The organism is Pseudomonas mediterranea CFBP 5447 (assembly GCF_000774145.1).
Classification (GTDB): Bacteria; Pseudomonadota; Gammaproteobacteria; order Pseudomonadales; family Pseudomonadaceae; genus Aquipseudomonas; species Aquipseudomonas mediterranea.
Window position 1 is genome coordinate 373,473 of sequence record NZ_KN322985.1, and the last position, 20,803, is coordinate 394,275.

General features: G+C 60.5%; 19 protein-coding genes. 8 read left to right on the forward strand and 11 right to left on the reverse strand.

Annotated features, from left to right (window positions below; genetic code table 11):
* Positions 1–10: 10 nt before the first annotated feature.
* Positions 11–1,717 (reverse strand): ShlB/FhaC/HecB family hemolysin secretion/activation protein, encoded by a 1,707-nt coding sequence (locus tag N005_RS13900; RefSeq protein ID WP_047701710.1) that lies wholly within the window; start codon positions 1,715–1,717, stop codon positions 11–13.
* A gap of 215 nt (positions 1,718–1,932) precedes the next feature.
* Between N005_RS13900 and N005_RS13905 the strand changes: the two genes are divergently transcribed.
* A complete protein-coding gene (locus tag N005_RS13905) occupies positions 1,933–2,208 on the forward strand; it encodes a hypothetical protein (protein ID WP_047701711.1) in 276 nt (91 codons plus the stop codon).
* A 236-nt stretch (positions 2,209–2,444) separates the two neighbouring features.
* Here N005_RS13905 and N005_RS13910 read toward each other — a convergent pair whose 3' ends face one another.
* Positions 2,445–3,791 (reverse strand): DEAD/DEAH box helicase, encoded by a 1,347-nt coding sequence (locus N005_RS13910; protein ID WP_047701712.1) that lies wholly within the window; start codon positions 3,789–3,791, stop codon positions 2,445–2,447.
* 194 nt (positions 3,792–3,985) lie between these two features.
* On the opposite strand from N005_RS13910, the gene N005_RS13915 reads away from it, so the two are divergent.
* Positions 3,986–5,284, forward strand: a complete 1,299-nt coding sequence (locus tag N005_RS13915) for a mechanosensitive ion channel family protein (protein WP_047701713.1) — start codon at positions 3,986–3,988, stop codon at positions 5,282–5,284.
* A gap of 232 nt (positions 5,285–5,516) precedes the next feature.
* Here N005_RS13915 and N005_RS13920 read toward each other — a convergent pair whose 3' ends face one another.
* The gene (locus tag N005_RS13920) at positions 5,517–6,161 is read right to left on the reverse strand and encodes a hydrolase (RefSeq protein WP_047701714.1); all 645 of its coding nucleotides are present in this window, start codon (positions 6,159–6,161) and stop codon (positions 5,517–5,519) included.
* Between the two features lie 158 nt (positions 6,162–6,319).
* On the opposite strand from N005_RS13920, the gene N005_RS13925 reads away from it, so the two are divergent.
* On the forward strand, positions 6,320–7,237 hold the full coding sequence (locus N005_RS13925; RefSeq protein ID WP_047701715.1) for a LysR family transcriptional regulator: 918 nt from the start codon (positions 6,320–6,322) through the stop codon (positions 7,235–7,237).
* On the opposite strand, the gene N005_RS13930 is transcribed toward N005_RS13925, so the two are convergent.
* From N005_RS13930 to N005_RS13945, 4 genes are all read right to left on the reverse strand, one after another.
* Entirely contained in the window at positions 7,200–8,063 is an 864-nt protein-coding gene (locus tag N005_RS13930) for a carboxylate/amino acid/amine transporter (RefSeq protein WP_041020167.1), read from the reverse strand. The two genes, N005_RS13925 and N005_RS13930, sit on opposite strands and share 38 nt — an antisense overlap.
* A 76-nt stretch (positions 8,064–8,139) precedes the next feature.
* Positions 8,140–10,008, reverse strand: coding sequence for an ATP-binding protein (locus N005_RS13935; RefSeq protein WP_047701716.1), 1,869 nt, complete (start codon positions 10,006–10,008; stop codon positions 8,140–8,142).
* Between the two features lie 208 nt (positions 10,009–10,216).
* Positions 10,217–10,816 (reverse strand): FMN-dependent NADH-azoreductase, encoded by a 600-nt coding sequence (locus N005_RS13940; protein WP_024780440.1) that lies wholly within the window; start codon positions 10,814–10,816, stop codon positions 10,217–10,219.
* Positions 10,817–10,956: 140 nt separating this feature from the next.
* Positions 10,957–11,271 carry a hypothetical protein gene (locus tag N005_RS13945; RefSeq protein WP_047701717.1) on the reverse strand — a complete coding sequence of 105 codons (315 nt, stop codon included), beginning with the start codon at positions 11,269–11,271 and terminating at the stop codon, positions 10,957–10,959.
* Positions 11,272–11,321: 50 nt separating this feature from the next.
* Here N005_RS13945 and N005_RS13950 point away from each other — a divergent pair, with 50 nt between their 5' ends.
* From N005_RS13950 to N005_RS13965, 4 genes are all read left to right on the forward strand, one after another.
* Positions 11,322–12,245 carry a PA3225 family LysR-type transcriptional regulator gene (locus N005_RS13950; protein ID WP_047701718.1) on the forward strand — a complete coding sequence of 308 codons (924 nt, stop codon included), beginning with the start codon at positions 11,322–11,324 and terminating at the stop codon, positions 12,243–12,245.
* Between the two features lie 14 nt (positions 12,246–12,259).
* Complete coding sequence (locus N005_RS13955; protein ID WP_047701719.1) at positions 12,260–13,063, forward strand: alpha/beta fold hydrolase; 804 nt, start codon at positions 12,260–12,262, stop codon at positions 13,061–13,063.
* A gap of 4 nt (positions 13,064–13,067) precedes the next feature.
* Complete coding sequence (locus N005_RS13960; protein WP_041020173.1) at positions 13,068–13,622, forward strand: peptidylprolyl isomerase; 555 nt, start codon at positions 13,068–13,070, stop codon at positions 13,620–13,622.
* 82 nt (positions 13,623–13,704) lie between these two features.
* Positions 13,705–15,537 (forward strand): ABC transporter ATP-binding protein, encoded by a 1,833-nt coding sequence (locus N005_RS13965; protein WP_047701720.1) that lies wholly within the window; start codon positions 13,705–13,707, stop codon positions 15,535–15,537.
* Positions 15,538–15,606: 69 nt separating this feature from the next.
* Here the strand turns inward: N005_RS13965 and N005_RS13970 are convergent, their stop codons facing one another.
* Positions 15,607–16,731: a GNAT family N-acetyltransferase gene (locus tag N005_RS13970; RefSeq protein ID WP_047701721.1), complete on the reverse strand. Its 1,125-nt coding sequence runs from the start codon at positions 16,729–16,731 to the stop codon at positions 15,607–15,609.
* A 279-nt stretch (positions 16,732–17,010) separates the two neighbouring features.
* Here N005_RS13970 and N005_RS13975 point away from each other — a divergent pair, with 279 nt between their 5' ends.
* The gene (locus N005_RS13975) at positions 17,011–18,327 is read left to right on the forward strand and encodes a putative porin (protein WP_047701722.1); all 1,317 of its coding nucleotides are present in this window, start codon (positions 17,011–17,013) and stop codon (positions 18,325–18,327) included.
* Between the two features lie 180 nt (positions 18,328–18,507).
* Here the strand turns inward: N005_RS13975 and N005_RS13980 are convergent, their stop codons facing one another.
* Genes N005_RS13980 through N005_RS13990 form a run of 3 tightly spaced genes read right to left on the reverse strand, consistent with a single transcriptional unit; the run spans position 18,508 to position 20,475 of the window.
* On the reverse strand, positions 18,508–18,744 hold the full coding sequence (locus N005_RS13980; protein ID WP_047701723.1) for an anti-sigma factor family protein: 237 nt from the start codon (positions 18,742–18,744) through the stop codon (positions 18,508–18,510).
* Positions 18,738–19,349: an RNA polymerase sigma factor gene (locus N005_RS13985; RefSeq protein WP_047701724.1), complete on the reverse strand. Its 612-nt coding sequence runs from the start codon at positions 19,347–19,349 to the stop codon at positions 18,738–18,740. The genes N005_RS13980 and N005_RS13985 overlap by 7 nt, the downstream gene beginning before the upstream one ends.
* 4 nt (positions 19,350–19,353) lie before the next feature.
* Positions 19,354–20,475 (reverse strand): beta-ketoacyl-ACP synthase III, encoded by a 1,122-nt coding sequence (locus tag N005_RS13990; RefSeq protein ID WP_047701725.1) that lies wholly within the window; start codon positions 20,473–20,475, stop codon positions 19,354–19,356.
* Positions 20,476–20,803 lie beyond the last annotated feature (328 nt).

The following is a 20,803-nucleotide window of genomic DNA, read 5'->3' on the forward strand; positions in this document are numbered from 1 at the left end:
TGCAACAGAATTAAATGGATACATCCACGCGGAAATAGATCGGCGCTTCACGCTCGGTCAGGGCATCCGGGCGTTCCAGGGAGTGGGCGAAGGTGACGCTGGTGGTGAGGTGCTGCCCACGGGCGAACAGCTCCAGCGAGTTGCTCGACATGCGCCCGTGCTGATCGCCGTTGTAGCGGGTCCCGCTGATCACGCCCTGGTCATAGCCCAGGCTGGTGCCGTACTCGGCGAACACCGGACGCAACCATTCCAGGGTCACCGGGCGGCTCCAGCGCAGGTCGTTGCGCCAGTAGCCACCGTTGTCACCAGCCAACGACTGGTCCTTGTAGCCACGAATCGAAGACTCTCCGCCCAGGCTCATGCGCTGCGGACTGAACAGCACGTCTTCGCTGCGCTGGCCGGTCATTAAGCTGCTGAAGCTGAAAGACTCGTCCCACAATTTGAACGGTTGCAAATAGCTGACCGTGGCGGTGTATTTGCGATAGCGGGCGTCAGCCTGGCCGGGTGCCGGGTCGTGGTTGGCCTGGGCATCGAAGGCGCCGATCCCTTGTTGCATGCCCAGGTCCAGGTTGACGAAGGCACCGCCGATCCGCCGACCGTGGTTGATGCCGAACTGCGCTTCGCTCAGGCGATTGCTGCTCAGGGCCAGTTTGCTGTCTTCGATGAAGTTGTTGCTGCGCAGATAGGCCAGACCAGTGTTGAGGGAAGTTTTGCTCATGGCGTCGCGGTAGATGACCCGCTCGACCCGCAACTGATGGTTCTGGCTGTCGCCGCTCTGCTTGAAGTTGAAACCGTTGGCCGCGATCTGTGAGCGGTACTCGCTCTGGCTGTAGGTGTAGCTGACGTTCCACCAGCCAAACGGCAGACTGTAAGAGAGCATGGCGTTTCGCGAGGTGTGCTGGTGATCGCTCATCGCGTCATGACCGCCGCGCAGCATCAACTGGTCAGCCAGGCCCAGCGGGCTGTCCCATTCGAAACGGGTGCCCCACTGCTGCTCGCCAGTGCTGCGCTGGCCGTCGTTGCTGCGGGACAGCCCGGCGCGCCAGGGCTTCTGCGGAGTATTCTTGACCAGCACTTCACTGCCGCCGACGTTCTGGCCGGGGGTCAGCTCCATCTGCGCCTGATTCGACGGCAGGCGATTGAGCTGGTCCACCATCTGCTCGATTTCCCGCAGGTTGACCAGCTCACCGGTTTTGCCGGGAAACGCCATGGCCAGTTCACGCTCCGACAGTTGGCTGTTCTCGGCGCCTTTCAAGCCTTCGAGCCGGCCCTCGACCACCAGTACCTGCAGGTGACCGCTGGACAGGTCCTGCTGCGGCAAGTAGGCACGGCTGGTGACCAGGCCCTTCTCGATGTAGTGGTCGGTGATGACCTTGAGCAGTTCATTGAGCTGGGGCACGCCCAGGCATTGGCCGATATAGGGCTGGAGCAGCCGCTCGCGCTCACGGGCCGAGAGGCTGTCGGCGCCCTTGAGTTCGATGGTTTTGATGGGGAAGCAACGGGTATCGGCCGGCGCGGTCGGCTGGGTCGGTTTCACCTCCTGGCCGGGCAAGTCCTTGAGCTCTTCCAGACGGCGGCGCTGCTCTTCAAGCAAACGGTTCTGGCGCTCGCGGATCAGGTCGGTTTCACCGGGAGTCGGGGCGGCGTGAGCCAGGGTAAGCGGAGACAGGCACAGCAAAGCCAGGCACAACCTCGCCCAATGGGCGGGTGAGAACATGTTCGATCCCTCGATACGAAATGACATCAAAATAGTGGCGCGATATTAGAGAGCCATCATTTTGACGTCAATTGCCCAAGCCCCCGACCATGAAAGTTTCATAAACCACCTGTCGAAAAAATCCATAGGGCGTACTCGATTCACTCTGGTGAACTTTCAACCCCCACCAAGCCTCAACCCATTACCTGCCCAACAAGGAATACGAGGCCCATATCATGAAAACCCTCCTGACATTCACCCTTGCCGCCACGCTCACCTGCGCCCTGCCCGCCTGGGCCACTTGCACCCCGGAAGAAGCCACCGCCAAACGCGAACAGCTCGCTCAGGAAATCACCAAGCTCACCCAGCAGAACCCGACCAAGGCCAAGGAGATGAATGATGAGTTACAGGCCATGGATCTGGAGACAGCCAGCAAGGACGTGCCGGACAAGTGCCAGTTGATTGATAAGCGTCTGGAGGAACTGAAGGATGCCGGGAAGAAGGCTGGTTGATGTCTATAGCCCGGCACAGATTGCTTTTGTGGCGAGGGAGCTTGCTCCCGCTGGGGTGCGAAGCGCCCCTGAAAACTCAGTTCCAGCCACTTTGAGGGGTGAGTATCAAGCCGGATTGGGGCTGCTACGCAGCCCAGCGGGAGCAAGCTCCCTCGCCACGATGTTTTGAGCATTTCAGTTGCGCATAAAAAAACCGGACCCAAGATCCGGCTTTTTTATGCTGCGCTACAGGCGATTCACTCAGCCGCCGGCGCTTGCGGCTTGCGGCGCTTGAGGGGGGCCATGCCGTCCTTGCTGACCAGCGCCGGAGCGTCGGTCTTCGGGCGGTTGGCGGTCTTGCGCTTGGTCGGGGCCTTGGCGGCGGTTTTCTTCTTGTCGCCCTTGGCGTCGACCTTTTTCTTCTTCGCGCCAACGGCTTTGCCGGAGGCCTTGACCTTTTTCGGCCCGCCGTAGGTGCCTTTGACTTCCTTGATGGTGCGACGCTCGAAGCTCTGCTTAAGGTAGCGCTCGATGCTCGACATCAGGTTCCAGTCGCCGTGGCAGATCAGCGAGATCGCCAGGCCGTCGTTGCCGGCGCGACCGGTACGGCCGATGCGGTGCACGTATTCGTCACCGCTGCGGGGCATATCGAAGTTGATGACCAGGTCCAGGCCTTCCACGTCCAGGCCGCGCGCGGCGACGTCGGTGGCCACGAGGATCTTCACGCCGCCTTGCTTGAGGCGATCGATCGCCAGCTTGCGATCCTTCTGGTCCTTCTCGCCGTGCAGCACGAACGCCTTGTATTCCTGTGCCACCAGGCGGCCATAGATGCGGTCGGCCATGGCCCGGGTGTTAGTGAACACGATGGCTTTTTCGTAGGTTTCGTTGGCCAGCAACCAGTTGACGATCTGCTCTTTGTGCTGGTTGTGATCCGCGGTGATGATCTGCTGGCGGGTGGTGGAATTCAGTTGGCTGACCGCGTTGAGCTGCAGGTGCTCCGGGTTGTTCAGCACCTTGGCGACCATCTCCCGCAGGCCCGAGCCGCCGGTGGTGGCGGAGAACAGCATGGTCTGCTGGCGGTTGGCGCATTCGTCCACCAGGCGCTGCACGTCTTCGGCAAAGCCCATGTCGAGCATGCGGTCGGCTTCGTCCAGTACCAGCACTTCGACTTCCTTCAGGTCCAGGTTGCCGGCGTTCAGTTGTTCAATCATCCGCCCCGGCGTACCGATGAGGATGTCCGGCACCTTGCGCAGCATGGCGGCCTGGACCTTGAAGTCTTCGCCACCGGTGATCAGGCCGGACTTGATGAAGGTGAATTGCGAGAAGCGCTCCACTTCCTTCAAGGTCTGCTGGGCCAGTTCACGGGTCGGCAGCAGGATCAGGGTCTTGATGCTGACACGGACCTTTGCCGGGCCGATCAGGCGGTTGAGGATCGGCAACACGAACGCGGCGGTCTTGCCGCTGCCGGTCTGCGCCGTCACCCGCAGGTCACGCCCCTGGAGCGCGAGCGGAATGGCCGCTGCCTGCACCGGCGTTGGCTCGACAAATTTAAGCTCGGCCACGGCTTTGAGCAGGCGTTCGTGCAGGGCGAATTCGGAAAACACGGGTGCTACCTCGAAGAAATACAAAAAAACAGCTGCATAGGGTAACGGTTTCGAGCGCGAAGGCCGAGTTTCTTTATGCAAACGGCGACAATCAGCGGCTTTTTTCAAGGCAGACCCGCCGTCGACGGTCACTTCGACAGCCTTAAATGCTCTAATCCCCCCGTCGCATTTCATATAGAAGATCCGTTTCGCCCATGGACATCAAACAGCTCTGGCTCAACATCCAAGACTTCTGGGGTGCCCTCGACCAGCATCCGCTCCTGCATACCGGCCTTGCCCTGGTATTGCTGCTGACCATCGCCCTGGTGCTCGGACGCGTGGCGCGCTACCTGATCCTGCACGGCGCCAAGCTGCTCGGTCGCCAGCCAGCCCTGCATTGGGTCAGCGACCTGCGCCACAACAAGGTCTTCCATCGCCTGGCGCAGATGACCCCCTCGCTGCTTATCCAGTTCGGCCTGCCCCTGGTGCCCGGGCTCAGCAAGACCAGCCTGGTGTTCCTCGATAATGTAGCCACGGCCTTCACTGTCCTGTTCATGATGCTGACCCTTAGCGCCCTGCTCAACGCCCTGCTGGATGTCTACGCCCGCACCGAACACGCCCGGACCCGCTCGATCAAGGGCTATGTGCAACTGACGAAAATGGTGCTGTATGTATTCAGCGCGATCATCATCGTCGCCACCCTGATCGACCGTTCGCCATTGTTGTTGCTGTCGGGCCTGGGTGCGATGTCGGCGGTGATCCTGTTGGTGTACAAGGACACCCTGCTGTCGTTCGTCGCCAGCGTGCAACTGACCAGCAACGACATGCTGCGAGTCGGCGACTGGATCGAAATGCCCCAGGTCGGCGCCGACGGTGATGTGGTGGACATCACCCTGCACACGGTCAAGGTGCAGAACTTTGACAAGACCATCGTCTCGATCCCGACCTGGCGGCTGATGTCCGAATCGTTCAAGAACTGGCGCGGCATGCAGCAATCCGGTGGACGCCGGATCAAGCGCAGCCTGTTCATCGACGCCAGCGGCGTACGCTTCCTGCACGACGAGGAAGAACAGCGCCTGACCCACGTGCGCCTGCTGACCGACTACATCAGCCGCAAACAAGCCGAGCTCAAGGCCTGGAACGAAGCCCAGGGCAACGTTGCGGCGATGTCGGCCAACCGTCGCCGGATGACCAACCTCGGCACCTTCCGCGCCTATGCCCTGGCGTACTTGAAGAGCCACCCCGAAATCCAGCCGAACATGACCTGCATGGTCCGCCAGATGCAAACCACCGCCCAGGGCATTCCGCTGGAAATCTACTGTTTTACCCGCACCACCGCGTGGGCCGACTACGAACGCATCCAGGGGGACATTTTCGACTACCTGCTGGCGGTGATGCCGGAGTTCGGGTTGAACCTGTACCAACAGCCCAGCGGCATGGATTTGCGTTCGGGGTTGCTGCCGGCGGTGTTGGGGGCAAGTCATGTTCCGGAGGAGCAGAAGCAGCTGGTCTGAATACACCGCTGATCCTTGTGAAAGGCTCAACCTCTCAATGGGATGCACCACCGTCATCGCGAGCAGGCTCGCTCCCACAGGTCATATGCCGTACTTGGAAATCATGATCACCATAAACCCCATGTGGGAGCGAGCCTGCTCGCGATTGGCAATCCCCGTCGACATCGATGTCGTCTGACTGATTGCTATCGCGAGCAGGCTCGCTCCCACAAGGGTTGTCGCTATGTCCTGATTACTTGATCTGACGCTGCGGGGCCTTGTGCACCATGGTGTAGGCGTAGTCCACGCCCATGCCATAAGCGCCGCTGTGTTCCAGTACCAGCTCCATCACCGCTTCGTAAGTCTCTTTGTGTGCCCAGTCACGTTGGTATTCCAGCAGCACTTGTTGCCAGGTCACCGGCACCGCACCGGCCTGAATCATCCGCTGTACCGACATGTCGTGGGCTTCCTTGCTGGTGCCGCCCGAAGCGTCGGTGACGATGTAGACCTCGTAGCCTTCAGCCAGTGCTTCCAGCGCCGGGAAGGTCAGGCAGACCTCGGTCCACAGCGCCGCGATGATCAGTTTCTTGCGGCCGGTGGCTTTCACCGCGTCGACCAGCGCCTTGTCTTCCCAGGAGTTCATCGAAGTGCGCTCGATGGGCTTCTGCTCCGGATGAACCGCCAACAACTCAGGCCAGATGTAGCCGCTGAAGCTTTCGGTTTCGACCGAGGTGTAGATGGTCGGTACGTTGAAGATCTTCGCCGCCTTGGCCAGGCCGACGGTGTTGTTCTTCAAGGTCTGACGGTCGATCGACTGTACGCCGAAGGCCATTTGTGGCTGGTGATCGATCAAGATCAGGGCGGAGTTGGTTGGGTTCAGCAGTTCGCGGATAGACATGGTGTGTTCCTTTTTTAATGTCGATATTTCAATCGGTTAGGGTTTGTCGACGTTCGCTTCAGCGGTGATGTCGTCGGCATGGGTGTACTTTAGGGGCTAGCCATAAAAGGGACAATTACCTAAAATCGAGAATCATTGATTCTAAAAAAGGAACAATCATGGATCGCATCGAATGCATGCGCGCCTTCGTCGTCACCGTGGGCGAGAACGGCTTCGCGGCGGCCGCCCGGGCCATGGACGTGCCGAGGTCGAAGGTCAGCAAGCAGATTCAGGCACTGGAAGAAGCCATCGGCGTGCAACTGCTGCAACGCACCACGCGCAGCCTGCATCTCACCGAAGCAGGCGCTGAATATTTCGACGCGGCCCGGGAGGTTTTGGCGGCACTGGATGAGGCCGAGCAGCGGGCACGGGACGGGATTGGTGAGTTACGCGGGGTGTTGCGGGTCAATGCGCCGATGTCGTTCGGCCTGCGACGGCTGGGCAAGCTGATTCCGCTGTTCCATGAACGGCACCCGAACATCGAGCTGCAAGTGGTGCTCAGCGACCAACAGGTGGATCCGGTGCGCGGCGGTTTCGACGTGACCATCCGCATCGCCAGCATGCCCGACTCCACCATGATTGCCCGGCAACTGGCGCCGGCACCACGCATCATGGTCGCCGCCCCGGCCTACCTGGAGCGTGCGGGCATCCCGCAGACGCCCCAGGACCTGCGCGCCCATCAATGCCTCAACTACGGCTACCTGCAAAGTGGCGTGAGCTTGCAATTGAGCAACGGCAAGGAGACGCAACGGGTCAACGTCACCGGCCCCCTCCACGTCAACAACGGCGACTTGCTGGCGCAGGCCGCCGAGGCCGGCATGGGCATCGCGCTGCTGCCGGATTTCATCGTGGAAGACGCGCTGGCTGCCGGACGGCTGGTGCCGGTGCTGTGCGAATGGCAAGCGCCGGCGATCAGCATCAACGCGGTGTATTCGTCAGCCCGGCGCCTGCCACAGAAAACCCGGGCCTTCATCGACTTCCTGGTCGAACAATTGGCGATCAGGCAACCTGCGGCTTGCGCAAGCTCAACCGACTGATCCACACCGCAAGCAGAATGACACCGCCGCCCAGGAACAACCGGCCCAATGCCTCGTGCTGGTTCCAGATCAGCAGGTTCAGCAACAGCCCTACCGGCACGTGCAGGTTGTTCATCACCGCCAACGTTCCGCCTTGGACCAGGCAGGCGCCCTTGTTCCACCAGTACAGCCCAAGCGCCGTGGAAACGAGGCCGAGGAACACCAGCACGCCCCATTGCAGCGGCGCTTCGGGCCAGAAATTCGTCTTGCCGAACAGCAGGAAAGCCGGCAACGCCACCGCCAGCGCGCCGAGGTAGAAGTAGCCGAAACGCCGATAGTGCGGCAGGTCGCTCGGGTGGCGGGCCACCAGGTGCTTGTAGAGCACCTGCCCGGCCGCGTAAGTGAAGTTGGCCAGTTGCAGCAACAGGAAGCCCATGAAGAAATCCGGGTTGATCCGGTCATAGCGAATCACCGCCGCGCCGGCCACGGCTACCAGCGCAGCCACCAGTGCCCAGGGATTGAAGCGGCGGTTCAGCGCGTCTTCGATCAAGGTCACGTGCAGCGGCGTGAGGATGGTGAAAAGCAGCACCTCGGGCACCGTCAGCACACGGAAGCTCAGGTACAGGCAGACGTAGGTCACGCCGAACTGCAGGGCGCCGATCAACAGCATGCCGCGCATGAACGATGCCTCCACCTGGCGCCAGCGGGTCAGGGGAATGAACACCAGCCCGGCCAGCAGCACCCGGACCAGCACCGCGAAATAACTGTCCACATGCCCGGCCAGGTATTCGCCGATCAGGCTGAAGGAAAATGCCTGGATCAATGTCACAAAAAGTAGATAGCCCATACGCCCCTCGCTTCGGAAGGCGGCGAAGATAGCGGTTTTTGCCGGATCCGTGAAAGGCGTTTATTCCCTGGCCACCTCAACAGGAAACTTCATCCACCGCCGACGTGCGGGTCTGACGCTGCTGCCGATCATTGGCGGCACGCTGAAGCACCCGCGTCATGGCGTGGAAGTTCGCCGGCTTGGCAAGAATGTCGTCGGCACCGGCGGCCCTGAAACGTTCGACCTCATGGGCAAAGACACTCGCGGTAAAAGCAACCATGTAACAAGCATGGTCCCGCGGCAGCGCCTGGATCTTGCGGATCGCTTCCACCCCATCCATACCAGGCATGTTGATGTCCATGAGGATGACTTCGGGCATCGAAGCCGCACAGCGCCTGACCGCCTCCAGGCCATCGGACGCAAGCCCCGGGGCATACCCCAGCGCTTCCAGCATCGCCAAGGCCACTTTCTGATTCACCGGATGGTTCTCCACCAGCAGGATATCGAGCGGGTAACGGCTGGCAAAAGATGAGTCGAATCCCACCGCGGCATGGTCGTCATCCAAGGGGATTTCCGAGCCCCGGAAAGGCGCCAGGGGCAGCGAAAAGGAGAACGTCGAACCGACACCCGATTGGCTGGTAAAAGATAAGGTCCCCTGCAAGGCTTCGACCAGTTTCTTGCAGATTGAAAGACCGAGGCCACTCCCATTGAAACGTTGACTGGCTTGCCCTTTAAGCTGAACGAAGGGCTCGAACAGACTGCCTTGCCGTTCCTCGGGGATGCCTATGCCGGTATCGTGTACGGACACGTCGAGCCGGGCTCCAGCGTCGTGTCCGCTGGTCGCGATCACGAGCGATACTTTCCCGCTTTCGGTGAACTTGATCGCGTTGCCCAGCAAGTTGATCAATATCTGACGCAGGCAATCAAGATCGGTTTTAACCCAACGGGGGACGCTCGAAGAAACCTGAGTCTCGATGAGGACCGGCTTGTCCTTGATGTTCTGCCGGACAATTTCAACGCTGGATGAAACCAGTGTCCGCAATTCAAATACGCGAGGCTTCAACTCAAGTTTGCCCGCCTCGATTTTTGCCAGATCGAGCACGTTGTCGATCAGCGACAGCAAACTTCGTCCGCTGGTTTGGATCGTTTTCAGGAGGCTGTTCTGCTCGGCGGTCAGGGATGAGCGTGCCAGCAACTCGGTTGCGCCGATGACCCCGTACATGGGGGTACGGATCTCATGACTCATGGTGGCGAGAAATTGGGTTTTTGAACGGTCGGCTTCCTCGGCGGCATTTTTTGCCTCGTTCAATATCCGTTCGTTCGTTTTCAACTGCAGGAGATGACCACGGGTGCGAAAAAGGCTGAATGCGAGAAAAACCAGAATCGCCAGAATGATGTGGTGCAGCGAATCCTGGTTGAGTTGGTGGTAGTAATCCGCCAACGTCATCTCCGCCCCCGCCACATAAACCGTACCGTCCCTGGACTTCATCGGAACGAAGACGGCGCGAAAGTCCCCCCAATGATCCGAATAATCGATCCAGGTAGGTTCGGTGCGCTCGAAACTGTCGAGTAGCGCCTGACTGGCATCGGGATAGGGATCGAAGAAACGCACGAAGTTCTGCTCCTCGATTTCTTTCTTCGATGCGCTGGAACTGATCAGGTACGCCTTTCCATCACGCTTGATCACGCTGTAGATAAAGGCAGTGCCCATTGACTCGTTGAAATTGGAGAGCCGCTGGATCGCGTCCCAGTCTTGCGCCGGCGACTTGGATTGTTTGTCGATCAGGTTGTCATGGTAACCGTCGCCGAGGATGGCCGAAGCACCCAGCGCGGCATGCAGCAATTTGCTGTTGATTTTGTCGGTCAGGATTCCCTGGGTCTCGACGTAGAGGTAATAGATATAGCCACTGACCCCTATGATGTAGACCAGAAGTAAGGCCCATGTTTTGCGCCTGAGTTTGAACATCTTTCACAGCCTCCATACTGTCCGGCCCAGCATAGAGCGAAGATCGGTTAAAAACCATTTTCCAAAAAAAAGCCCGATCTCGCCAATGCGTTCAATCGGGCTACTGCACTCAGGAGCAACAAGTGCAAAGGGAGGTTCGATGCGCGAAACGGTTTGAAGGGAATCGCCAAGCCACTAGACCACCCGACGATTACCCGAGGATTAACGATCAGGCGACCTGGGACAGCTTGGCGTTGGCCTGATTCAAGCCTTTCTCCTGGAAATCACCGCCCAGGTTCATGCCTTCGGCATGGATGAAGGTCACGTCGTGGATCCCGATGAAGCCCATGACCTGGCGCAGGTAGGGTTCCTGATGATCGGAGCTGCCGCCGGCGTGGATGCCGCCGCGGGCTGTCAGCACGAAGGCCCGCTTGCCGGTCAGCAGGCCTTGGGGGCCGGTGGGGGTGTATTTGAAGGTCACGCCGGCACGCAGCACGTGGTCGAGCCAGGCTTTCAAGGTGCTGGGGATGGCGAAGTTGTACATCGGCGCGGCCATGACCAGCACATCGGCGGCCAACAGTTCATCGGTCAGCTGGTTGGAGCGCTCCAGCGAGGCGTTCTCGATGTCGTTGCGCTGCTCGGCGGGCTTCATCCAGCCACCCAGCAGGTTGGCGTCCAGATGCGGCACGGCATTGACGGCAAGGTCGCGAACGTTGATTTCATCGGCCGGGTGAGCGGCTTTCCATTGCTTGATGAAAGTCTGGGTCAGTTGACGGGACACCGAGTCTTGCTGGCGGGCACTGCTTTCGATAATCAGAACGCGGGACATGGGATGTAGGCTCCATCTGAATGTGTTGTCAGTCGATGGAGCAAAGGCTAATAGGGACTATATCGATAAAAAAGCGCAAATACTTGCTGCAAAGCATCGATAAATTCGTTTATAAGCTGAACCAGCGTCCCAGTTTCGGATTACTTCGGCTTACAGGTCAGCTCGATGCGCAGCTTGATGATGTTGCGGTTGAACTTGGCGGTGGCGTTCTTGAACTTGCCGGCGGCCACCTCGATCTTGCGGGTGCGAGGCGCTTCCGGACCGTTGCGGAACACCACGGTGCAGGCCGCGTCGGTGCTGCCGTAATTGTTGACCTGGATGGAACCGATGTCGGCGTCAGTGTCGTAGGCGGTGTAGTCGATCTTCAGGCCGTCGAGGTGTTTTTCCACGTCGATCGGATACGCGAACGCTGTCAACGGCAACAGGGCCAGCACTGCACAACAGATTTTCTTCATTCGGCTGTCTCCACCAAGGGACCGCCAGCTTAGGACAAGAGGAGCTCAATATGAAAGCGCCCCGCGTGACCCTTGATCAATGGCGAACCCTGCAGGCCGTGGTGGACCACGGCGGTTTCGCCCAGGCCGCCGACGTGTTGCACCGCTCCCAATCGTCGGTGAGCTATACCGTGGCCCGCATGCAGGATCAGCTCGGCGTACCCCTGCTGCGCATCGATGGACGCAAGGCGGTGCTGACCGAGGCCGGCGGCGTGCTGTTGCGGCGCTCCCGGCAACTGGTGAAACAGGCCAGCCAACTGGAAGACCTGGCCCATCACATGGAACAGGGCTGGGAAGCCGAAGTACGGCTGGTGGTCGACGCCGCCTACCCCACCGCCCGCCTCGTCCGGGCCCTGGCGGCGTTCATGCCGCAGAGCCGCGGCTGCCGGGTACGCCTGCGGGAAGAAGTGCTGTCGGGCGTGGAAGAAGTGCTGCTCGAGGGCGTCGCCGACCTGGCCATCGTTGGCTTCAGCATCCCCGGCTATCTCGGTGCTGAGCTGAGCGACGTGGAATTCGTCGCCGTGGCCCACCCCGAACACGCGTTGCACCGGCTCAATCGCGAGCTGACCTTCCAGGACCTGGAAAGTCAGTTGCAAGTGGTGATCCGCGATTCCGGCCGCCAGCAACCCCGGGACGTCGGCTGGCTCGGTGCCGAGCAACGCTGGACCGTCGGCAGCCTCGCCACCGCCGCGACCTTCGTCGGCAGTGGGCTGGGCTTTGCCTGGCTGCCCCGGCACATGATCGAGCGGGAACTGCGGGAGGGCACGCTCAAGCGGCTACCCTTGGATCAGGGCGGCAGCCGCAACCCGAGCTTCTACCTGTATTCGAACAAGGAAAAACCCCTGGGCCCGGCCACGCAGATCCTCATCGAACTGCTGCGCACCTTCGATACCGCGCCACTGGATGCACCGTTCGCCGCCCCAGAACAAGCCTGACAAGGAGTTCGCCGATGGCCTGGTTCGTACACGAAGACTGCAATCTGCACTACGAGGAATACGGCCACGGCGCACCGCTGCTGCTGGTCCATGGGCTGGGTTCCAGCACCCTGGATTGGGAAAAACAGATCCCGGTACTGTCCGCCCGTTACCGCCTGATCGTGGTGGATGTGCGCGGCCACGGACGCTCCGACAAACCCCGCGGGCCCTACAGCATCGAAGGTTTCAGCGCCGACCTGCTTGCCCTGATCGAACATTTGGACCTGGGCCCGGTACACCTGGTGGGCTGGTCCATGGGCGGCATGATCGCCTTTCAGTTGGCAGTGGATGAGCCCGGGCGGGTCAAGAGCCTGTGCATCGTCAACAGTGCGCCACAAGTCAAGATCCGTACCCTGGACGACTGCTGGCAATGGTTCAAGCGCTGGAGCCTGATGCGTATCCTCAGCCTGGAAACCATCGGCAAGGCCCTGGGGACCAAGCTGTTCCCCAAGCCCGAACAGGCGGATTTACGCCTTGAAATGGCCCGGCGCTGGGCAAAAAACGACAAACATGCTTATCTCGCCAGCTTCGATGCCGTCGTGGGCTGGGGTGTCCAGGAACGACTCTCGCAGGTTGCCTGTCCAACCCTCGTCATCTGCGCCGACCACGATTACACCCCAGTGGCACTGAAGGAAGCCTATGTAAAACTGCTGCCCGATGCACGGCTGGTGGTCTTCACCGATTCAAGGCACGCTACTCCGCTGGACCAACCCGAGCGCTTCAACCAAACCCTGCTCGACTTTTTGATCGCAATCGATTCCACCACTCAGGATCAATGAACCCATGCTGAAAAAGATCGCCCTCGCCGCCGGCTCTGTTCTGTTTGCCGCCAACCTGATGGCCGCACCTGCCCCCCACGTGCTGCTGGACACCACCAACGGCCAGATCGAAATCGAACTGGACCCGGTCAAGGCGCCCATCAGTACCAAGAACTTCCTTGAGTACGTGGACAGCGGTTTCTACAACAACACGATTTTCCACCGCGTGATCCCGGGCTTCATGGCCCAGGGCGGCGGCTTCACCCAGCAGATGCAACAAAAAGACACCAAGGCACCGATCAAGAACGAAGCCAGCAACGGCTTGCACAACGTTCGCGGCACCTTGTCGATGGCCCGCACTTCCGATCCGAACTCGGCCACCAGCCAGTTCTTCATCAACGTGGCCGACAACGCATTCCTCGACCCGGGCCGTGACGCCGGTTACGCCGTGTTCGCCAAAGTGGTCAAGGGCATGGATGTCGTGGACATCATCGTCAACTCCCAGACCACCACCAAGCAAGGCATGCAAAACGTGCCGATCGACCCTGTGATCATCAAGTCGGCCAAGCGCATCGACTGAAGGTACAGGGCAAGCCTGAGCGGCGACGGCGATCCCGTGCCGCTCACAGCAAAAAAGGAGAGCCCTGCCCGGGCTGTTTACCATGGTTTATCGCCGTTTCGAAAAACTCATCGACATCTTCCGCGACGCACCGAGTTCGGCCCCACCGAACCGCGTCCTGCCCTTCTACACGTATTACCTGAGACAAGTCTGGCCGAGCTTCGCCGTCCTGCTGGTGGTGGGCCTGATCGGTGCACTGATCGAAGTGGCGCTGTTCAGTTACCTGAGCCGGATCATCGACTTGGCCCAGGGCACGCCCAACGTCGACTTCTTCAGGATCCATGGCCTGGAACTGGCATGGATGGCCGTTGTGGCGCTGGTCCTGCGGCCCATTTTCGTGGCCTTGCATGACCTGCTGGTGCACCAGACCCTGAGCCCCGGCATGACCAGTCTGATCCGCTGGCAGAACCACAGCTATGTGCTCAAGCAGAGCCTGAATTTCTTCCAGAACGACTTCGCCGGGCGCATCGCCCAGCGCATCATGCAGACCGGCAACTCCCTGCGGGATTCGGCGGTGCAGGCCGTGGACGCGTTGTGGCATGTGCTGATCTACGCCATCAGCTCGCTGGTGCTGTTCGCCGAAGCCGACTGGCGCCTGATGATCCCCCTGTTGCTGTGGATTGCCGCCTACATCGGCTCGCTCTATTACTTCGTGCCACGGGTCAAGGAACGCTCCGTGGTGTCGTCCGATGCCCGCTCCAAACTCATGGGCCGGATCGTCGACGGCTACACAAACATCACCACCCTGAAGCTGTTCGCCCACACCAATTTCGAACAGCAGTACGCTCGCGAAGCCATCCAGGAGCAGACCGAAAAAGCCCAACTGGCCGGCCGCGTGGTGACCAGCATGGACGTGGTCATCACCAGCATGAACGGGCTGCTGATCGTCGGCACCACCGGCCTGGCGCTGTGGCTGTGGACACAGTCGCTGATCAGCGTCGGTGCCATTGCCCTGGCGACCGGGCTGGTGATCCGTATCGTCAATATGTCCGGCTGGATCATGTGGGTGGTCAACGGCATCTTCGAGAACATCGGTATGGTCCAGGATGGCCTGCAGACCATCGCCCAGCCGGTCAGCGTGACCGACCGCGAGCACGCCAGACCATTGGCCGTTGGCCGCGGCGAAGTACGCTTCGAGCATGTGGATTTCCACTATGGCAAGAAGAGCGGTGTGATCGGCGACCTGAACCTGGTGATCAAGCCTGGGGAAAAGATCGGCCTCATCGGCCCCTCCGGCGCGGGGAAATCCACCCTGGTCAACCTGTTGTTGCGTCTCTATGACGTCGAGGGCGGGCGGATTCTCATCGACGGCCAGGACATTGCCGAAGTGAGCCAGGAAAGCCTGCGCGAACGGATCGGCATGATCACCCAGGACACGTCGCTGCTGCACCGCTCGATTCGCGACAACCTGCTTTACGGCAAGCCCGACGCCACCGACACACAGCTCTGGGAAGCCGTACACAAGGCCCGTGCCGATGAGTTCATCCCACTGCTGTCGGACGCCCAGGGCCGCACCGGTTTCGACGCCCATGTGGGTGAACGCGGCGTGAAACTCTCCGGCGGCCAGCGCCAGCGCATCGCCATTGCCCGGGTGCTGCTCAAGGATGCGCCGATCCTGATCATGGACGAAGCGACGTCAGCACTCGATTCGGAAGTGGAAGCGGCGATCCAGGAAAGCCTCGAGACGCTGATGCAAGGCAAGACCGTGATCGCCATCGCCCACCGTCTCTCGACCATCGCCCGGATGGACCGGCTGGTGGTGCTGGAAAACGGCCGCATCGCCGAAACCGGCAGCCACGCCGAACTGCTGGCCCATGGCGGGTTGTATGCGCGGTTGTGGCAGCATCAGACGGGAGGGTTTGTGGGGATTGACTGAAACCTGACTCAACCACCTGTGGCGAGGGAGCTTGCTCCCTCGCCACAGGTGAGGGTACCAGCCAGAACATCAACACTGCCGATACGGCAACGCCGTCCTCGCCTCCTCGGCATACGCCAACACCCCCTCCTGTTCCCGGTTGAGGAAATCCGCCACCGCCGCTTTCAACCCGGGATGGCGCAGGTAATGCCACGACCGGGTAATCACCGGTTCGAAACCGCGAATGAGTTTGTGCTCGCCCTGGGCGCCGGCATCGAATCGCTGCAAGCCTTGGGCGATCGCGTAGTCCATGCCCTGGTAGAAACAGGTCTCGAAGTGCAGGCGGTCGAACTCTGCCAGGCAGCCCCAGTAACGCCCGTAGAAACTGTCGCCACCAACCAGGCTGAACGCCATCGCCACCGGCCGCGATCCTTGCCTGGCCAGCACCACGCGGATGGCCTCGGGCATGCGTTCGGCCAGCAGGCTGAAAAATTCCCGGGTCAGGTACGGTGCTTGTCGGCGTACAGCGTAGGTATTGGCGTAGCAGGCATAGACGAAATCCCACTGCGCCTCGTCCAGTTGATGCCCCTCGAACCATTCGAAGTCGATACCCTGCCCCGCCACCTGTTCGCGCTCCTTGCGCATCTGCTTGCGCTTGCGGGAACTGAGTGCGTCGAGAAAATCCTGGAAGTCCCGATAGTCGCGATTGTGCCAGTGGTACTGGCAGCCGATCCGCTGCAGCCACCCCTCTTGCGCGGCCAGTGCCGTGTCGGTGAAGGGATCCGTAAAGTTGATGTGGGCACTGGAAAGCCCTTCGATTTCCAGGTAGCCCGGCAAACTCTTGAGCAACTCGAAACCATCATCGACCGAGGCCGCCAGTAGACGCGGTCCGCTGACCGGACTGAACGGCACAGCGGTCAGCAGCTTCGGGTAATAGTCGATGCCAGCACGCGCGCAAGCGTCCGCCCAGCCATGATCGAATACGTACTCACCGTAGGAATGCCACTTGCGATAGCTGGGCAGCGCGGCGATCAGCCGGTCACCGTCCATGTGCAACAAATGCTCGGACTGCCATCCGGAATGCGGGCCGACACTGCCGCTGTCCTCCAACGCGCTGAGGAAGGCGTGGCGCAGAAACGGCTGGCGTTCCAGTACCAGGGCATCCCAGGTGCGTGGCGCTATTTCAGACAGTCTGTGCAGGCGCTGCAACGGCATCGATTCCTCTCCACTCGGCGATTCAGAGCGTCGCCAGTATCGCTTATCGCCATGAGTTCCACACCCTGCGGTGTCGACAAGCGCTGTTCAGCAGCGTTCGGATAGAAACTGAATCGTCACTGATGTGCCACTACATTGCCACTGCACTGTAATAAACCATCGCGATACTGGCGCCTGTTTTTAGAGCGCCGGGTTCTAACCCGGTCACTGTTTCCGCCCTTCAACGGTCGGTTGTGCCCTGGATGATCCGCTCATCCTCTCTCATCTTCGGAGATTGATATGCGTCTTGCTTCCACGAAAACTGCGGCGGCCCTGTGTGGCGGTCTGCTGCTGGCCATGAGTGTACCGGCCAGCGCCGCAGTCGACGCCAAATTGCTCGACATGCTCAAGGCCAATGGTTCGATTACCACCGCGCAGTACGCCGAACTGCAAGCCGAACTGGCACGGGATCAAAAGGAGCAGCAAATCGCTCGCCAGGCGCAGCAAGAGACCAACGAACAGATCGCCGCGACTGCGAAGAAAACCAACGAGCTGAGCTCCTTCGACCAGAAACTGGCTTGGGCGGCCAAGACCCAGTTCAAAGGTGACGTGCGCTTCCGTCAGGAAACCGTGAAGAACGATGGCGTCTCGAACACCGGTGACCAGGACCGCCAACGTATCCGCGTTCGCCTGGGTGCCTACAGCGAAATCAACCCGCAAGTGGACACCGGCATCCGCATCGCCACCGGCAGCGACAACGATTCGCGCTCCACCAACCAGAGCCTGGACAACAACTTCACCAAGAAAGACCTGTGGCTGGACCAGGGCTACGTCGACTACCACCCGGACGCCATCAAGAACCTGCACCTCGTGGGCGGCAAGATGCCACAGCAATGGGTGAGCATGGGCGACATCATCTGGGATAGCGACATCAGCCCGGAAGGTCTGTCGGCCTCCTACAAATACCCGCTGGGCGCCGGCACCGAGCTGTTCGGCAGCGCCGGCCACTACACCCTCAAGGACAACGTCGACGGCGAAGGCAAACAGTTCCGCCACGACCTGCGCCTGTACGCAGGCCAGTTGGGCGCCCGCTTCGCGATCACCGACAATCTGAAAATGACCCTGGGCGGCAGCATCTACGCCTACGACAACGACAATGACATCAGCAACACCTGCTCGGCCAACACCTGCCGCCTGGCCATCAACGGCAACAGCGCGAACGAACAGTTCAAGCTGTACGAAGGCTTTGGCCAACTCGACATCGGCGGCCTGCCCATGCCGCTGTCGCTGTACGGTCAGGTGGTCAACAACAAGGACGCCAGCAACGACCAGGACATGGGCTGGCTGGTGGGTGCCAAGACCAAGGTCTTCGGCTTCGGCCTGGACTACAACTATCGCGACGTACAGCGTAACGCCGTGGTCGGTGCCTTCACCGACTCCGACTTCGCCAACGGTTTCACCGGTTCCCGTGGCAGCAAGCTGAAAGCTAGCTACGAACTGGACAAGAACTTCTCGCTCGGCGCGACGTACTTCATGGCCGACTCCGACTACACCAACGCCACGCTGAAGGACTCGAAGATCAACACCCTGCAACTGGATGCCGAAGCCAAGTTCTGATCACCGCCTCACGACTCGGGCAAGGACGCCCGACGCGCATCTTTTAGCCTGGCGTTGCTGCATCGGTCCCACCGGTTCAGCAACGCCAGGTTTTTTTGCATATTCAGCCGTCTCCCTGTGGGAGCGAGCCTGCGAGCCGGCTCGCGGCTCGCTCCCACAGGGGTTATGGCGATTCAAGGTTCAACGCGAATGCCGGCGGCGCTCGGCGGCAAGCTTCTCGGCGAGGTGATCCAGGTCTGGGACGGGCGGTTCGGGAAGCTTTCTGAGGGTGGCCTGCATCAGCTTCATCTGGCGGATGAAACGTCGGCAGTTGGGGCAGAACACCAGGTGATGGCGCACCATCATGCGTTCGCGAAAGCTCAGCTGGCCGTCGAGATAATCGCTGGAGCGTGCCACTTGTTCCTTGCAGGTCAGCATTCGCCGGTCTCCTCGAAATGTTCCACGGTCGCGAAGACCTTCAGGCGGGCGCGATGCAACAGCACGCGTACGTTAGAGAGCGAGATGTCCAGAAGGTTACAGATTTCTTCCAGCTCCAACCCCTGGCGTTCGCGCAAGGTCAGCACGCTGCCTTGCAGTTCCGACAGACTGAGCAGCGTGTGCTCGAGGCAATCGCGTAATTCGCTCTCCGTCAGCAGCGCTTCCGGCGTGTCCTGGTGCCAGGCGAACGGCGCCAGCAGCCAGTGGCCATCGGCGGCGAAGCGATCATCGCCCAGCGTGCCATGGGGCGCCGGCAGATCGTCGAGCAATACCTCGCGACGGTTCTGCTTGTAGCGTCCCTTGGCAGCGTTGGCAGTGATGGTCAACAGCCAGGTCTTGAGGCTGGAACGGCCCTGGAAACCACCGAGGTTGCGCACCACCGACAGCCAGGCGTCCTGCACCACTTCGTCGGCATGACGGCTGCCGACGATGGCATAGGCGACCGCGCGCATCGGGCTCTGGTAGGTGCTGACCAACTCCTTGTAGGCGCGCTGCTCCCCCGCCAGCAGGCGTTGGAGCAGTTGAGTGTCGTTGGTGATGGTCATTCAATCAATGCTTGCGCAGAATCACGCTGCCAATCGAATACCCCGCCCCAAACGAACTGAGCACCGCGACCGAGCCACTGGGCAGATCATCCTGGTTCAGGTGGAACGAAATGACCGAACCGGCCGAGCTGGTGTTGGCGTAGCGGTCGAGGATCACCGGGGCATCCTCTTCGGTGGCCTCCCGTCCCAGCAGCTTGCGCACGATCAGGTGGTTCATGCTCAGGTTGGCCTGGTGCAGCCAGAAGCGCTTCACCTGCTCGACATTCAACTGGTTTTCTTGCAGATGAGCGCCAATCAGCTCGGCCACCATCGGGCACACGTCACGGAACACCTTGCGGCCTTCCTGGACGAACAGCTTGTCACGAGTGCCGATGCCCTCTTCCGCGGCGCGGTTGAGGAAGCCGAAGTTGTTGCGGATGTTGTTGGAGAACTTGGTGAGCAGCTTGGTGCTGACCACGTCGAACTGGTACGGCGAAGTCGCCAGGTCCGCTCGCTCGATGATCACGGCGGTGGCCGCGTCGCCGAAGATGAAGTGGCTGTCGCGGTCGCGGAAGTTCAGGTGACCGGTGCACACTTCGGGGTTGACCATCAGGATCGCCCGGGCCTGGCCCAGTTGCACGCTGTTGGCCGCGGCCTGGATGCCGAACGTCGCCGAGGAGCAGGCCACGTTCATGTCGAAACCGAAACCTTCGATGCCCAGGGCTTCCTGGACTTCGATGGCGATGGCCGGGTAGGCACGCTGCAGGTTGGAGCAGGCGACGATCACCCCGTCGATGTCGGCGGCGGTACGGCCGGCACGCTCCAGCGCTTGTTTCGCGGCACCGACGGCCATTTCGCAAAGTACCGACCATTGCTCATTGGAGCGCTCGGGCAGGCGTGGGGTCATGCGTTGCGGGTCGAGGATACCGTCCTTGTCCATGACGAAGCGGCTCTTGATGCCGGAGGCCTTTTCGATGAACGCCGCGCTGGATTCGGTCAACGCCTCGGCTTCACCGCGCTCGATGGCGTCGGCGTTGTCGGCATTGAACTGGGCGACGTAGGTGTTGAAGGATTGCACCAGCTCTTCATTGGAAATGCTGTTGGCCGGGGTATACAGGCCGGTGCCACTGATGACGACGTTATGCATGGTCGTGTCTCTGATCTGTTCAGGCAGAAAGCATTGGTACCGACGTACCAATACGCAAAGGGTCTTTTCCCATCCTGGGGAAGCAGACCTGGCATCGCTTTATTCCGATCCGCCCGGGGTATTGAAGCTCAAAACCACGGGACCGGCATTTATAGGCGCGAAGTTTGCCATAAACGCTGGCGTTTGGCCCATTCTCCATAAGCCAAGACACAAAACCCTTGTGGAAGATGCAAGGCCCTGTGGGAGCGAGCCTGCTCGCGATAGCGATCTGTCAGTTGATACGGATGTCGACTGACACTGCCTCATCGCGAGCAGGCTCGCTCCCACA

Coding starts and splice junctions, on each gene's coding strand:
- N005_RS13920 (WP_047701714.1), bottom strand. CDS start 6,161: ATGTCTATCCGCGAACTGCTGAACCCAACCAACTCCGCCCTGATCTTG.
- N005_RS13970 (WP_047701721.1), bottom strand. CDS start 16,731: ATGCCGTTGCAGCGCCTGCACAGACTGTCTGAAATAGCGCCACGCACC.
- N005_RS13925 (WP_047701715.1), top strand. CDS start 6,320: ATGGATCGCATCGAATGCATGCGCGCCTTCGTCGTCACCGTGGGCGAG.
- N005_RS13980 (WP_047701723.1), bottom strand. CDS start 18,744: ATGCTGACCTGCAAGGAACAAGTGGCACGCTCCAGCGATTATCTCGAC.
- N005_RS13955 (WP_047701719.1), top strand. CDS start 12,260: ATGGCCTGGTTCGTACACGAAGACTGCAATCTGCACTACGAGGAATAC.
- N005_RS13900 (WP_047701710.1), bottom strand. CDS start 1,717: ATGTTCTCACCCGCCCATTGGGCGAGGTTGTGCCTGGCTTTGCTGTGC.
- N005_RS13985 (WP_047701724.1), bottom strand. CDS start 19,349: ATGACCATCACCAACGACACTCAACTGCTCCAACGCCTGCTGGCGGGG.
- N005_RS13965 (WP_047701720.1), top strand. CDS start 13,705: ATGGTTTATCGCCGTTTCGAAAAACTCATCGACATCTTCCGCGACGCA.
- N005_RS13975 (WP_047701722.1), top strand. CDS start 17,011: ATGCGTCTTGCTTCCACGAAAACTGCGGCGGCCCTGTGTGGCGGTCTG.
- N005_RS13915 (WP_047701713.1), top strand. CDS start 3,986: ATGGACATCAAACAGCTCTGGCTCAACATCCAAGACTTCTGGGGTGCC.
- N005_RS13950 (WP_047701718.1), top strand. CDS start 11,322: ATGAAAGCGCCCCGCGTGACCCTTGATCAATGGCGAACCCTGCAGGCC.
- N005_RS13960 (WP_041020173.1), top strand. CDS start 13,068: ATGCTGAAAAAGATCGCCCTCGCCGCCGGCTCTGTTCTGTTTGCCGCC.
- N005_RS13990 (WP_047701725.1), bottom strand. CDS start 20,475: ATGCATAACGTCGTCATCAGTGGCACCGGCCTGTATACCCCGGCCAAC.
- N005_RS13945 (WP_047701717.1), bottom strand. CDS start 11,271: ATGAAGAAAATCTGTTGTGCAGTGCTGGCCCTGTTGCCGTTGACAGCG.
- N005_RS13940 (WP_024780440.1), bottom strand. CDS start 10,816: ATGTCCCGCGTTCTGATTATCGAAAGCAGTGCCCGCCAGCAAGACTCG.
- N005_RS13905 (WP_047701711.1), top strand. CDS start 1,933: ATGAAAACCCTCCTGACATTCACCCTTGCCGCCACGCTCACCTGCGCC.
- N005_RS13935 (WP_047701716.1), bottom strand. CDS start 10,008: ATGTTCAAACTCAGGCGCAAAACATGGGCCTTACTTCTGGTCTACATC.
- N005_RS13930 (WP_041020167.1), bottom strand. CDS start 8,063: ATGGGCTATCTACTTTTTGTGACATTGATCCAGGCATTTTCCTTCAGC.